The sequence below is a fragment of the Blautia sp. LMAG:36 genome, assembly GCF_008680535.1.
Taxonomy (GTDB): domain Bacteria; phylum Bacillota; class Clostridia; order Lachnospirales; family Lachnospiraceae; genus Blautia_A; species Blautia_A fusiformis.
In genome coordinates this window covers 338,130-352,477 of the sequence record NZ_NALB01000006.1, presented here as the reverse complement: position 1 = coordinate 352,477, position 14,348 = coordinate 338,130, and the positions used below count along the sequence as shown (strand labels likewise).

Annotated in this window: 15 protein-coding genes and 1 riboswitch; of the genes, 2 read left to right on the top strand and 13 right to left on the bottom strand. The window is 42.4% G+C overall.

The window, feature by feature from the left end; translation table 11 throughout:
• Positions 1 to 17: 17 nt before the first annotated feature.
• The 4 genes from CCC17_RS09080 to CCC17_RS09065 form a co-directional block, all read right to left on the bottom strand.
• Entirely contained in the window at positions 18 to 1,502 is a 1,485-nt protein-coding gene (locus CCC17_RS09080) for an L-fucose/L-arabinose isomerase family protein (protein ID WP_118515064.1), read from the bottom strand.
• Positions 1,503 to 1,585: 83 nt separating this feature from the next.
• A complete protein-coding gene (locus CCC17_RS09075; RefSeq protein ID WP_114002067.1) occupies positions 1,586 to 2,203 on the bottom strand; it encodes a DUF4867 family protein in 618 nt (205 codons plus the stop codon).
• A gap of 112 nt (positions 2,204 to 2,315) precedes the next feature.
• On the bottom strand, positions 2,316 to 3,167 hold the full coding sequence (locus CCC17_RS09070) for an AraC family transcriptional regulator (RefSeq protein WP_287082971.1): 852 nt from the start codon (positions 3,165 to 3,167) through the stop codon (positions 2,316 to 2,318).
• Positions 3,151 to 4,125, bottom strand: coding sequence for a bile acid:sodium symporter family protein (locus tag CCC17_RS09065; protein ID WP_287082969.1), 975 nt, complete (start codon positions 4,123 to 4,125; stop codon positions 3,151 to 3,153). Before CCC17_RS09065 ends, CCC17_RS09070 begins: the two co-directional genes overlap by 17 nt.
• Positions 4,126 to 4,333: 208 nt before the next feature.
• Here CCC17_RS09065 and CCC17_RS09060 point away from each other — a divergent pair, with 208 nt between their 5' ends.
• Positions 4,334 to 5,275 (top strand): glycosyltransferase family 2 protein, encoded by a 942-nt coding sequence (locus CCC17_RS09060; RefSeq protein ID WP_015527465.1) that lies wholly within the window; start codon positions 4,334 to 4,336, stop codon positions 5,273 to 5,275.
• Between the two features lie 3 nt (positions 5,276 to 5,278).
• Here CCC17_RS09060 and CCC17_RS09055 read toward each other — a convergent pair whose 3' ends face one another.
• On the bottom strand, positions 5,279 to 5,842 hold the full coding sequence (locus CCC17_RS09055; RefSeq protein WP_144093907.1) for a prolyl-tRNA synthetase associated domain-containing protein: 564 nt from the start codon (positions 5,840 to 5,842) through the stop codon (positions 5,279 to 5,281).
• Positions 5,843 to 6,021: 179 nt separating this feature from the next.
• A riboswitch (Fluoride riboswitch) is annotated at positions 6,022 to 6,094 on the top strand.
• A 61-nt stretch (positions 6,095 to 6,155) separates the two neighbouring features.
• Between CCC17_RS09055 and CCC17_RS09050 the strand changes: the two genes are divergently transcribed.
• The gene (locus CCC17_RS09050; RefSeq protein WP_287082967.1) at positions 6,156 to 7,385 is read left to right on the top strand and encodes a chloride channel protein; all 1,230 of its coding nucleotides are present in this window, start codon (positions 6,156 to 6,158) and stop codon (positions 7,383 to 7,385) included.
• A gap of 117 nt (positions 7,386 to 7,502) precedes the next feature.
• Here CCC17_RS09050 and CCC17_RS09045 read toward each other — a convergent pair whose 3' ends face one another.
• The 8 genes from CCC17_RS09045 to CCC17_RS09010 form a co-directional block, all read right to left on the bottom strand.
• Positions 7,503 to 7,838, bottom strand: coding sequence for a hypothetical protein (locus tag CCC17_RS09045; protein ID WP_244791238.1), 336 nt, complete (start codon positions 7,836 to 7,838; stop codon positions 7,503 to 7,505).
• 292 nt (positions 7,839 to 8,130) lie between these two features.
• Positions 8,131 to 9,459 carry a transposase gene (locus CCC17_RS09040; RefSeq protein WP_244791240.1) on the bottom strand — a complete coding sequence of 443 codons (1,329 nt, stop codon included), beginning with the start codon at positions 9,457 to 9,459 and terminating at the stop codon, positions 8,131 to 8,133.
• Positions 9,460 to 9,624: 165 nt separating this feature from the next.
• On the bottom strand, positions 9,625 to 10,212 hold the full coding sequence (locus CCC17_RS09035; RefSeq protein WP_244791242.1) for a hypothetical protein: 588 nt from the start codon (positions 10,210 to 10,212) through the stop codon (positions 9,625 to 9,627).
• Between the two features lie 9 nt (positions 10,213 to 10,221).
• On the bottom strand, positions 10,222 to 10,821 hold the full coding sequence (locus CCC17_RS09030) for a hypothetical protein (RefSeq protein WP_270484784.1): 600 nt from the start codon (positions 10,819 to 10,821) through the stop codon (positions 10,222 to 10,224).
• 516 nt (positions 10,822 to 11,337) lie between these two features.
• On the bottom strand, positions 11,338 to 11,931 hold the full coding sequence (locus CCC17_RS09025; protein ID WP_287082965.1) for a hypothetical protein: 594 nt from the start codon (positions 11,929 to 11,931) through the stop codon (positions 11,338 to 11,340).
• Between the two features lie 29 nt (positions 11,932 to 11,960).
• The gene (locus CCC17_RS09020) at positions 11,961 to 12,896 is read right to left on the bottom strand and encodes a hypothetical protein (RefSeq protein WP_287082964.1); all 936 of its coding nucleotides are present in this window, start codon (positions 12,894 to 12,896) and stop codon (positions 11,961 to 11,963) included.
• A 142-nt stretch (positions 12,897 to 13,038) separates the two neighbouring features.
• A complete protein-coding gene (locus CCC17_RS09015) occupies positions 13,039 to 13,692 on the bottom strand; it encodes a hypothetical protein (protein ID WP_021650214.1) in 654 nt (217 codons plus the stop codon).
• Positions 13,693 to 13,726: 34 nt separating this feature from the next.
• Positions 13,727 to 14,335, bottom strand: coding sequence for a hypothetical protein (locus tag CCC17_RS09010; RefSeq protein WP_022427313.1), 609 nt, complete (start codon positions 14,333 to 14,335; stop codon positions 13,727 to 13,729).
• Positions 14,336 to 14,348 lie beyond the last annotated feature (13 nt).

Genomic DNA, 14,348 nt, shown 5'->3' with positions numbered 1-14,348 from the left:
TTACCTGCCTGTTTTAATTATCTCCAAGGATTCTCTGTCGGATATCTCACGCCTGCCGGCTGATTGTAACCGATCTCTTCAACCGGTACACCAATGTATTTGAACACCTCGAAGAGAGCTTTTCCGTGATGTCCGAATGCTACAGCACCGTGATGCGGGAATCCTCCCTCGATCAGCACGTGACGGTAGAAACGTCCCATCTCCGGAATTGCAAATACACCGATAGCACCGAAGGAACGTGTTGCAACCGGAAGAACCTCGCCGTGTGCGATATATGCACGAAGCTTGTTGTCCGCTGTACTCTGCAGACGATAGAAGGTGATATCTCCAGGCTTGATATCTCCCTCAAGAGTTCCGTTTGTAACCTCGATTGGAAGGGATCTTGCCATGATCATCTGATATTTCATCTCACAGAAGGACAGCTTGCTGGATGCTGTGTTTCCACAATGGAATCCCATAAAGGTATCCTGAAGTGTATAGTTGAATTTTCCTTCGATAGATTCTTTGTACATATCCTTCGGAACGGAATTGTTGATATCAAGAAGTGTAACGATATCATCACTTACTACCTGTCCAATAAACTCACTTAATGTACCATAGATATCAACCTCACAGGATACTGGAATGCCCTGTGCTGTCAGGCGGCTGTTTACATAACACGGAACGAATCCGAACTGTGTCTGGAATGCCGGCCAGCATTTACCTGTCAGTGTTACATATTTACGATATCCCTTGTGATCTCTCACCCAGTCTTTCAGAGTCAGCTCATACTGTGCAAGTTTCGGAAGGATCTCCGGCTTCTTGTTTCCTGCGCCAAGCTCCTCTTCCATCTCTTTAACGATTGCCGGGATTCTCTCATCACCTGCATGATTGTTAAATGCCTCGAAAAGATCCAGCTCAGAATTCTCCTCGATCTCTACGCCAAGGTTGTAAAGCTGTTTGATCGGTGCATTGCATGCAAGGAAGTTTGTAGGACGCGGTCCGAAGCTGATGATCTTTAAGTTGCTAAGTCCTTCGATTGCTCTTGCGATCGGAAGGAACTCATGGATCATATCTGCACAGTCCTCTGCGTCACCTACCGGATACTCCGGAATATAAGCTTTTACGTTGCGAAGCTGCAGATTGTAGCTTGCGTTCAGCATACCGCAGTAAGCATCTCCACGTCCCTGGCAAAGATTATCCTGTGTTTCCTCTGCTGCTGCGATGAACATCTTCGGTCCCTCGAAATGCTTTGCAAGAAGGGTCTCAGAAATCTCCGGTCCGAAGTTTCCAAGATATACACAGAGTGCGTTACAGCCTGCTTTTTTGATATCCTCCAGAGCCTGGACCATATGGATCTCACTCTCTACGATACAGACCGGACATTCGTAGATATCCTTTGCATCGTATTTCTTTGTGTAAGCTTCTACAAGAGCTTTTCTCCTGTTTACGGAAAGACTTTCCGGAAAACAATCTCTGCTGACTGCAACGATTCCGATCTTAACTTCTGGCATGTTGTTCATAATCTTCATTCTCCTTTTTATATCCGGCAGATTTTCCACCGGTGATATTATTGTTCGTTTGTAACTATTCACTTCACCCAAAATCAGTCAAGTGTGATATTTTCACCCTTCAATCCGTTGAATGCACCTTCGATCTTCGCATCCTCATGAGCGATAAGCCATTTATTTCTGGCTGTCATCAGACCGTCCTCTCCGTCCTCTGACATCGGAAAATCAATCTCTGTGTTGGTTCCTTTCGGAAGAACAACTACACACTGAAATCCACTCTCATTCACATGACACGGTGCATAGTGGAGCGTTGTGGCATAAACCTCGATCCCGGTTCCTGCCGGTACCAGAAATGCCTCCACCTTTGAGGTATCGTATGTAAGATCCTCTTCTATATCCTGCTGATGTCCGATAAGCAGTACAAGATCTGTCACTGCTACATTGATCTCGGAATTCCGATGATATTCCAGGGCATTCAGCTTTTTATTGTGACCATTGCAATATCCGATCTGGACAGGTAATCCACCAAACGCTCTGTTTTTCAGCTCTTTTTCCACATCGAGAGCTTCCAGCTCCTCTGCTGACGGAACATATACCACATCCTCCGGAACCGGTGTATGCTTCATCTCCTTCAGAAGCGGACCGAAATTGTATCCCTCCAGAACCTTTCCGTATCTGCGGAAAGCCGGATCTGTTACTTTCTGAATTTTCACGATTTAACCCTCCTTACAAAATTACTGTTTCACAGCTTCTCTGTATCTTCGTTTTGAACTGAAAAAAGCATACCACATCATGGTATGCTTTTCGCCGCTTTTCTTGACTCATTCATAGCACTTTTTTGACATTTTTATGATTCTGACGCTCCACTCTTCCCGGCAGGATCCCGTAACGCTTTACAAATTCCCTGGAAAAAGCCCTGCTGCTTGCAAACCCGTTGTCAAGTGCGATGGAGCTGATGGTATGATCTGTATTCAAAAGCTCCTTATAGGCGTATGCCATGCGGATATCCTGTAAATATGTCTTAAAATTGACCTTCGCATATTTCCGGAACATCCTTGACAGATATGCATCGGAATATCCGAACATGGCTGCAAGTCCGGAAAGCCTGAGTTCCTCCTTGTAATGCTCCCGCATATAAGTGGTTATTTTTGACAAAGCATCCAATCTGCGGCTGATCTTCAGCGCATTCTCCTCCACCTCTGTTTCCCTGTATGCGGAAACCATAAGATAAAGGACTTCATAGAACACTGCCCTGATACGGAATTCGTACCCAGTTTCCCCGGATACGTACACCCGATACATCTCCCGGATCAGAGAAACCATCCGCCTGTCTGTTTCCTCAGACTCTTCGTTTCTGCTCCGAAAACGGATGAACCTCTGAGCGGTAAAATAATCCGAAAACTGCTTCAGCGGGATCTGCAGTACGATGGTCTCATTACGTACTGGCGCCTGAATAGAATGTACTTCATTGGAATTAATGATCAGAAACTCCCCTGCCTTCAGCGGATACTCTTTCTCATCGATATAAAAATAAAGGCTCCCGTCCATCACCGCAAAGATCTCGATCGAAGTATGCCAGTGTTTTTCCCTTACATAATTTCCGTTTCTTCCTTCAAAAAGAAAAAGCTTAAAAGGAAATCCCTCATTGGGAATGATCAATTCATGCTGAAACTCCATGCTCCTTCTCCCTTTCCTGCTGTCCGGTCTGGACCCGGCGCATCATACTTCCGTAAAAAGCCGCCAGGATCTGCTGAAATAACGTTCCGATCATAACCGGAAATAATGTTTCCGCCGGAAAATACGCTCCCGCGATCACCGCACCGGCGCTGATGTTCCGCATTCCGGAACCATAGATCATGGAAACCGTTGCCTCTTTATTCTGCCTTGTAAGAATGGCAATGATCCAGCCAATGGCATATCCCCCTGCTGCCAGGACCAGGATCGCTGCTGCTACCTCCAGCCGTTCTCCGTTAAGATGCTTCATATAAGGAGAAACTTTGGAGGAGTTGGAGGTTACCACAAAAATCAGGCACATTTTTGAAAAAGGTGCCAGCTTTTTCGGCCAGGTCTCCATAACCTTTCCATGGCTGACTTCATTAAGGCACATGGCAAGGACTGCCGGCAGAGCGATCATGAAAACCAGCTCCTTCATCATTCCCACAGTATCCATTTTTACGCTGGAGCCCACCAGGAGCTTCAATACTGTCGGGATCAGAAAGGGAGCCAGGATCGTATCGATCACAACCAGCGAAAGTGACAGCGGACTGTTTCCATTATAAATGGATACCCACATCAGACTGATCACCGCTGCAGGTACGGAAAATTCCAGCACCATTCCTGTGATATAATTCATATTGCCCGGGAACAGAAGATGTCCCAGACCGCAGGCGGCCACCGGTCCCAGCACATGAAGGACCAGCAGCATCAGGAGCAGCGGAAGCGGCCGCTTAAACACATCTGCTACATCACGGAACCTGGATTTCAGCGCACCGATAAAGGTCATAAATGCAAAAGCATACGTCACATAGGGCACGCCATGCTTTGCAATATCCGGAAACAGTACCCCCGTAAGCAGACAGGCCGGCGTCACAAAAGCCATCCATTTCTCCATAAAGCTGTTAAATTTTTCCAGCATATCACACCTCTTGTTTATCTTTTTTTCTGTCTTTTTTTACAGTTTATCACAAAAAAACAGCGGTGCAAGAAAAAAATCCCCTGTTTTATAGCCGATTCCGGATAAATATGATATGATAGTACCCATCCAAAAGCAACCTGAAACCAGGGCGGACTACAGATAACCGCCAAAATGATCATTTTTTATGATCTGGAAAACGAGGCAAAAAATGATTTCTTTAATTATACCATGCTTCAATGAGGAAGAATCTCTTCCGCTTTTTTACCCGGAAGCCACTTCTGTCCTCAGGCAAATGAACTGTGATTATGAACTGATCTTTGTGAATGACGGTTCCAGAGACAGAACCCTTGAGATTTTAAAAGAACTTTCCGAAAAGGATCCTCATGTGATCTATCTTTCTTTTTCCAGAAACTTTGGAAAGGAAGCTGCCATGTATGCAGGCTTCTGCAATGCCGGCGGCGATTATGTAGCAGTGATGGACGCTGATCTTCAGGATCCGCCGTCCCTTCTTCCGGAAATGCTGGAGAAGCTGGAATCCGGAGAATATGACAGCGTTGCCACCAGGCGTGTCAGCCGTGACGGAGAGCCACCTATCCGGAGCTTTTTTGCCCGGAAATTTTATCAGCTGATCAATAAGATCTCGGATGCAGATATTGTGGACGGTGCCAGAGACTTCCGTCTGATGAAGCGCAGTATGGTGGATGCCATCGTCTCCATGAGTGAGTACAACCGCTTCTCCAAGGGAATCTTCGGCTGGATCGGTTTCCGCACCTGCTGGCTCCCCTACAAAAATATCGAACGCGTAGCCGGTGAGACCAAATGGAACTTCTGGAAGCTGTTTAAATACGCCGTCAGCGGCATCATCAATTTTTCTCAGGTACCGCTGACCATCGCCTCCTGGTTCGGAACGACCATGACCGGTTTCTCCTTTCTGGTCCTGGTAGCCATCATCGTCCGAAAGCTGATCTTTGATGATCCGGTCCCAGGCTGGGCTTCCACCATCTGTGTCATCATCTTCATCGGCGGCCTGCAGCTTTTCTGCCTGGGTATCATGGGACAATACATAGCCAAAACCTACATGGAGGTCAAGCAGCGCCCCCATTACATCATAGCAGAGTCCAACAAAAAGGACTTTACACCCATACGTTGATTTTTATTCTGTCGGAAGCTCGACCACCTGATATTCGTGGCCCAGCGCCGGCAGGATTTTTTCTTTTACATCACTGGTCTTCATTAACAAAGTGGAAGTATTGATACACGGATGGCATCCGAAATATTCTTCATCCAGGACTTCTTTATCGATCACCAGATGTACCTTCTTTTCTCTGTCAAAGATCAGTCCCATCAGACTTAAGGATCCCGGGGTAATGTTCAGATATTCCTCCATCTGCTCTCCGTCTGCAAAGGAAAGTCTGGCTGTTCCGATCTGTTTGGACAGAAATTTTGTTTTAAACGGCTTCTCTCCAGGCATCAGCAGAAGATAGAAATCTGTTTTCTGTCGGTTGCAGAGAAAAAGATTTTTGCATATCTGCGCTCCCAGAAGCTGATCCACTGCCTCGCAGGCCTCCATGGTCATCAGTGCCTCATGATCTGCTCTTTTATATTCAATCCCAAGACTGTCCAGAAAATCGTACACTGCGATTTCCTTCTCCAGACGGCCCTCGGTATTCTCCGGTCTTCCTGTATAGATCGTTTTGTCAATTCTTGGTTCTTCCATGGTGTCTCCTCCGTTATTTTTACATTCTCATATGTGCAAGTCTTAGTCGCAGCATATTACGCTTTGCTGCTTCACCCGTAACCTGCCGATTTGTTTAATCATAGCATACCTGTAGCAAATAAGATACTCCGGATTTCCGTCTGACTATTGACGATATCAGCCTCGGATGCTATACTCTCAGGCAGAAAGGGAATGAAGTTCTCCCCCGATCTTTATCGAAACCGCCAATGAGCTGATGACTTCTGTGCAATGCACGGGGTTACCAGCTTTTTTTGATGGATTTTTAAGATCCGGGAGATTGAAAGGAGTTACTATGACAAAAGAAACTATCCAAAAAGAACATCGGATCCTACAGCTGAAATATGCTGTCCTTGCAGTGGTCGTGGGAATCTGCGTCGGGATCGTAGATACCATCTTCGGCCGGGGCCTGCTGGCGATCTCTGATCTTCGCACCGCACACTGGCGATATCTGCTGCCCTTCCTGCCTCTGGCCGGACTTCTTATTGTGTGGATGTATCATCATTTCAGCACCTTAAGCTTAAAGGGCATGTCCCTGATCTTCGAAACCGGGCAGAAAAAAAGAGACCAGATTCCTCTGGCCCTTGTCCCTCTGGTAATGATCGGCACCTGGATCACTCATCTCTTCGGAGGAAGTGCCGGTCGTGAAGGTGTTGCCGTGCAGATCGGTGCTACACTCTCTCACGAGGCAGGACGCAGGCTGCATATCCGGGAAAATAAGCCTGTCATGCTGATCACCGGTATGGCTGCCGGTTTTGGCGGTCTGTTCCAGACGCCACTGGCCGCTGTATTTTTTGCCATGGAGGTGATCGTTGCCGGATATCTTGAGTACGATGCGCTGCTGCCGGCACTTATTGCCGCATATACAGCCTCCTTCACCTCTCATTTCCTGGGACTGGAAAAATTTGCTGTGGATATCCAGGACACCTGGACTGTGACCGATCTCCGAAGCATGATCTCTCTCATTGCTCTCGGACTTGCCTTTGGTCTCGCCGGACGATGCTTTTCCGTACTTCTTCAGAAAGCAAAGAAATTATTCGGGGAAAAAATCTCAAATCCGCTGATCCGCATCGGTGTCATGGCCATTCCACTGGCAGCTCTGCTGTTTGTGATCCACGGCGGACGCTACACAGGTCTTGGAACCAATCTCATCTCCGCTTCCTTTGCCGGAGAAACGATCTACGGATATGACTGGATTCTGAAGCTTCTGTTTACTGTATTTACACTTGCCATCGGTTTTCAGGGCGGCGAAGTGACACCACTGTTCTCCATCGGCGCTTCCCTTGGAGTCGTCTTAGGTTCCATCCTCGGGATCCCTCCGATGATCTGTGGGGCACTTGGCTACGCCACAGTATTCGGCAGCGCCACCAACACCCTCATCGCCCCGATCCTCATCGGCCTGGAAGTCTTCGGCACCCGAAACACCATCCCCCTTATCCTGGTATGCATCCTCGCTTATCTGGTCAATGGAAATCACTCCATTTATGGAGCACAACAGAAGGCGCTTTGCAGGTTTGAGAAGTAGATATGTACATATTTTTTATTCGGTCATGGCTGACTCGGTTGTGACCGAATAAACATTAATATTGTTATAACTCTTTCGAAAATGCTCAATATCAGATTCGCCATATGATTCCTTTCTTCAGCTATTAATGGATTCTATCTCCGAATCATCATATATTTTCTTTAACTCTTTTCTCATTTCCTTATTGATATTCATATATCTTGAATTATCATCAGCCCATTTTACTTTCAGGATATCGTGTTTGCGTACATATAATACAGGCAGCCGGCTTCTGTGCTTAGCCATAAAGATTCCCCCGCTTTCATAAAAAGTTTCCTGCAGGTAATCATTTATTTCATCTACCTGGATCACAAATGTAAAACGAATATCCTTCTTTTTTTCTTCTCTGGTCATCTCATTGATCCAGAACTCTGCAAATTTATCATTTAACAACAAAACATCATTTCTATCCATATCTGTAATATCTATAAGCGCCCAGATATTCACCTGATTATTTCTATTTTTCTTGAAAAAACTTACTTTTCCTTTTTCGTCCAGTTCATATTCTGACTTTTTTTGGTACTGGTTATGTAAAAGCCCTTTGTGAACCTCCCACGACTGAAGTCGCGTGCTTCCAGACGCTTTAGGCGTCAGACTGAATATCGGCGGATACGCCTATAACTTAGGTGCGCAGTTATGCGCATTTCCCATGCCGGATATGGCTGGTTCCCACATTACAGGTAGTCCGCTGTATATCTGCCTGTATCTATTCTACTTTTAAGAGTTCCATTTCTGAATGGAGTTTTCTCAGATCTGCATAGACACATGAGGTTCTACGCTTTACAGAAGGGACTTTTGCCTCCAGTAAAGACCTTTCCGTTGCCGGAATGGGTTTTAAAAGTTCTCTGATAAAATATCTCGCTCCTATATTACAGGCTGCTGACAGGTCACAATTATATCGTTTTCCTGTCTGGAAAGTACAGAGGCTGTGATTTTCCCAATCACGTGTTACCGCTCCGGAACCATCATAAGCCAGTCTGCTGGTATTCCATGCGCAGATCCTGGATACCCGCATCCCTTTCCTGTGTGCCTGATGTCCACAGCGCCTCTGTATATCCCGCTTTCTCCACAGGTGCAGTTTCTGTTTTTTCTTTCCCGCTATCTTCCCCTGCATCTCCAGATACTCGAACACGATCACATCTGCATGGTTTTCTTCCGCATATCTTACAATCGCACCTGCAGTCTTTTTTCCAAGTTCCGTGTTCAGACGTTTCGTATATGCCCATCTTCCCTGTGTCTGCGCAGAGCCATGTTCCCTCTGGGATCTGCGGATCCGTCCCAGTGTGCGGTACATCCGGTCTTTTTCACTGGGATGATCTATGAATCTTCTTCCCAGGACAGTTCCGTCTGCCCGCATGATGGTACAGACTGCATCGGTATTGATCCCTAAGTCCACGCTGCAGATAACCTGTTCTTTCACAGGTGTTTTGGTAAGTGTTACTTCTTCTGTATAGGAAAAACGCAAAAAGTACTTCCGGTGTCTCTTTTCCAGAGTCGGGGCAGATGCCTTTTTCCCTGACCAGTATCTTCTCAGATGTTCCATATCTGTATGCTCCAGACGTACACAGGACCATTTCCAGTCATGACCGTCATAGAGTTTCAGGTATGCTTCGTCTTTCCCTTCCACTCCTTCACGGTACATGACATCACGGTAGAAAACCGGCATGGCGTGATTTTCATATACAAGCTTTGGTTTCCCGCTCTTTCCGTCTGTCTTTTCCCATAGATCCAGCCGTGTTTTATAAGAGGATACTGTCCCCAGTGCATGCTGGATGGCAGATCTGCGCAGATAGGAAGGCATCTTTGGGAACCGGATATCAAAATCAAAACAGGCATGATTTTTCTTCGTAGTATGTACCAGATGTTCTGCAGCATTAAAACGCCTCTTTGCATCCGGGATTTCTGCTAATTCTTCCCATACCTGCACATAAATTCCAATCAGATAGCTGACAGCAGCACGATAAATCTCCAGTGTCTGGCGGATCGGGATATTCTGTTTTCGTAATTCTACACCATAACTGGATATTATCTGCATTTTTATTTCTCCCTGATAACTCTTTTCTCAGATTCTGTTGTTTTTTCTACTATCCATGGCTATATTTTAGCACATATAGTGCCATAAGTAAACATGTGTTCTTTCTTTGGGTAAAAAATTTGCGCGTCTAACTCATCACTAAAGTAACGAGAATGCGACGCGCAGTTATTCAAATACAACGTTTCGTTCTTCGACCTCTTCTGGAAAAGTTATTTTGATATCTATTAACTTCTCATATTTGTAACAAATAAAACTGAATGGCATCCAGATTTCTTTTTTATTCTCTATATACCTATAGCTTCTTGCATGAATCCTAACACTATGCTTCAGAAATTCAACATACCCCGCTATCATTAAAATATGCAGTGATAATAACGCTTTTTCAATCGCATCATTCCCACTGCTATTCGTCCAACATTTCCAACAGGAATATACTGCTGCAAAAAAAACATCTGTCAAAAGCAACATTTGAAACAGAAAACACACTCTGATTCCGGAAAGCCATTTTCTATTTTTTCTCATCATCCCATAAACATATAAAGGATTTTCATCTACACTTTCCGAAGAAATATCCTGATCCGGTGTTTCGCCATGTCTGAATACCCATCCAGTCAATGTCACATATCCCAAACCGGCTACTGCAAATGTGAAGCTATCATCTTCAAAAATCCAACGATATGACAAAAATAAAATACAAAATAACAAAATTTTTTCAGGTATATTATTTTTTCTTTTTCGGTTTATTATGATCACCCCTAGTCGTCAGGCCTGTACAACATCCGATATTCCCAGACAATCCAACAGATCTTTTTTCATTTTCTCATATTGTTTTTTATATCTCGAATATCTATATACCGGAAGGATTTCCAGGCGATTATAATAACGGTTATATACCGCTCCAAGACGGTATCGTCTTTTATACATCATTATCCCTGAATTATTCCGTACAATGCTCTTCAGAACACGATTATCATCTTCTACTTCCAGCACAAAGGAAAAATATATTTTCTTTTTTTCCTCTTCTGTTTTGATATATTGCTTCCAAAATTCTACAAAAGCTTTATTTAATTTTCCGATATCCGCTTCCTGAAACAGATCTGTTTTTACATATGCCAGAATATGTATCTCATCTGTTTTGTCATATCTGTAGAAAAAAGTTTTTCCATTTCGAGGAGCTTTATACGTATTTATATATTGATAAATCCCAAAATCTTTTTCCATTACATCAGAATGTATCTGTAAATCCCTGTAACACACTGGATTTTCATAATACATATTGATATTCTGGCACAGAAAACTGAATGGCGCCCAATTTCCTTCTTTATCTGTTGGATATTTATAATTCTTTTTATAAAATTTCACATAAAATATCCACATGCATGATCTTGCCATAATCATAAAAGCCAGCGAGATATTCAGAAGGATTTCTATCACTGTACTATTTATACCTAGATTTACATACTGCATCCCCAGATATACAAAATACACTCCCAACCACAGGATCATAATTTTTCGCAAAAACAAAAAACTTTTTAACTTTCCGTTTTTCCTGATAGGAAGAGCATATTTCGATTCCTTTTTTTCATTTAACATACCGTGTACATAAAATGGATTCTGACAGTTATAACTATCCGGCACATTATAAGGGGTTTTCCATCTTGACGGTATAATAACCGTAGGAATAAATAGAATATTTGAGATCATCAGGCTTACCAGAACCGCCAAAATTTCCATTACACCGATTGGCGCCAAATAGAAATAAAAAGATTTCAGTAATCCTCCAAATACCAGGGCATATACGCACAAATAACTTGATTTGCTCAACATGTCGATCATTTTTCTGTATAATTGCCTCTTTCTTTTCTAATATATATTCTTTTAATCAAGTGATATCTTCTCTCCATTTACATAAATCCAATAATCTTTCGGTTTGTGTTCCATGTATCCATAACATATCTTTTCATTTTTGTTATTTTCTGCTTCCAGAAAATTTGTTCCTACAGAATCCTTCACATCGGCTATTACATAATTATCATCATTCGGTGCTACCAGTACATACCATTCCCCATTGATTTCTATCGTTGACATATCGATATTTATCTTTACATCTTGATACTCTCTGCCTGTACCATAAAATATAGAATCCGGCAATTTCCATTTTCCAGAACTTTCCGGAAAAATCTTCCCCTCTACTGTTCCTTCGTTATCCATGATAACATATGTAGAATTTTCTCCCTGTAGAATACGGATGATCTCAGCATTATCACCATATGCTTCTACAGCTTTCTCCACAGAACTGAAACTTCGGTGAGTATACATTGTATCGCAAACAAAGAGTCCGATCCCTAATATAACAATTGGCGCAACAACCTTAACTGGTGTCTTTTTTGATTTTCTTTTATAGGAAATAGCGATCACCAGATTAACAATAATTATCAGATATACCATTGGTTCTATCACTTTGATCAACATACCTTTTTCACATCCCCTTTGCATACCGTCTACAGATCTACATCCCGTCTTCCGATCACCCGCTTCAGTTCTTCTCTCATTTCTCTGTAAATATTTTTATATCTGGACTTACGGTCCGTACATTTTATTTTTATGATGTCATGTTTTTTCTCATACAAAACGGCCATACGACTTCGATGTTTATACATCCGTATTCCTGATCCGTCATAAAAAATCCTGCCTATAGCATCATTGATTCTCTCAGTCTGGATCACAAAGGTAAAACGTACATCTTTCTTTTTTTCTTCTCTGGTCAGCTCATTACACCAGAAAATCTCAAATGCATCATTCAGAAGCTGGATATGCATTTTCTTCATATCTGCTATATCAATGATCGCCCATAAGTTTACCTGTTGATTTTTTCTTTTCTGATAAAAACAGATTTGGTCATTCTCTTTTAATATATAATTTGCTTTTTTAGCATATCCACTTTTAAAAAGACATTCTTCAAACACCAGAGGCTGATTTTTCTCCGTTTCTTCTGTTGGATCAGGCAGTATCCTTCCTGCCAGTCCCTGCATTTCATATCCGATAAAGCTGAATGGCATCCAGATACCTTTTTTATTTCTCGGATAGCAGAAACTTTTCTTATAAATATGGATATAATATGCCTCCACTACACCAAGACTCATTATTATTCCCCAGTAAATCCAGAAAAATTCCAGTCTGATTTCCTGATATCTTCTATGTATTATATGATCAGAAATGAACCCTGCTGTCATCACAAGAACATAACTCAAAAGCAAAATCTGTACTACAAAATATCCATTTATTCCGGAAAACCATTTCCTATTTTTCAACATTTTTCGTACATACAGAGGATTCCTGTCATCATATAAATTTGCAAAAGGAAAACTTTCATTTCTTGCCCAAATTCTATCTGCCGATAATACAGCTTCTCCCATTGCCGCCAATACTAATGCCATTCTGATCTCCGGCATGATCTGGTAGCAAGCTGGTGTCAGAAGTAATGTTATTAGAAAAAAACGTTTTGTTTTTTCACTCAAGCGATATCTTCTCCCCATTTATAGAAATCCAATAATCTTTTGTTTTATGATATCTATTATTTTAATGACTACTTATTATTTTCCATCCAGTTCTGACCCAATCCTTCAAAAACCCGATTGGAACCATCTTCTGTCCATTTGCAGAAACCCAGTAGTCCTCTGGGTATTTTTTCAGATATCCATAGTAAACGTTTTCGCTTCCTTTTGCTTCGGAAAATTCTGTTCCTTCCGAATCGTATACATTCGTTATGGGAGATTTTATTCCCGGATATGGTGACACCACAACATACCATTCCCCATCAACTGCTACGGTAGATACGTCTACTATAATCCTGTCTCCTGTAAAACGCTTTGTGTCCTGAAACTCTGAATCTTCCGGAAGTTTCCAGCCGCTTTCTGTTTTTTCAAAAATCTGTGAGTCCATCACATCTCCATCATCCATAATAACCAATGCTGAAGTTTTTCCTCGTAATGTCGCCACGACATCTGACCGATCATCATAGGCTGTTACTGCTTCCTCAAGTGTATGGAAACTTTGTTCAGCCTCTTTGTTATTTTCGGACATCATAAATATGATGACCACAGACAAAAGCGGAACCAGTATAAATATGGATATTTTTCGTGGGATTCTTTTCCTGGAATCCACAACTGCCACTATCATGAGCAACAGCAATAAGATTCCCCACGACCACCAGTTAGATAGTGAAATATTCATTTTTATGTCCTCTTTTTCCTACAATCTTGACGCTTCACAGATTGATCTCTACTTTATCTCCATCTACAGAAATCCAGTAATCGTCTGGTTTCGTTTTCAGATATCCATAATATACCGTTATATTCTCATATTCCGCTTTTAAAAATTCTGTTCCAGCCGAATCGTGAACCTCATCTATAGAATTCTCCCCCATAAGATAATGTGGGAGTATTACAATATACCATACTCCATGTATTTCTATTGATCTCATATCAATATTGGCATCTTCTGAAGGATAGCTCATACTTTTTCTGAAAAATGCTGAATCCGGCAATTTCCATTTCTTTCCATTTTTTGGAAAAATTCTTCCTTCAATAGATCCATCTTCATCCATGATAACATATGTAGATTTCTCATCCTGCAAGGTTGCTATTGGCTTCGCCTTAACATCATATGCCCGAATCGCTTTATCCAGCGAGGTAAAATTTCGCTGCACAAATACTGCCTGAAACATGATAAATAACAAGCCAACCAAAAAAATTGGTCTGATTATAAAAAGCGGTACCTTTTTAGATTTTTTCTTGCATACGAGAGCAACCGCCAATGCAATAAACATTAATATTGTTATAACTCTTTCGAAAATGCTCAATATCAGATTCGCCATATGATTCCTTTCT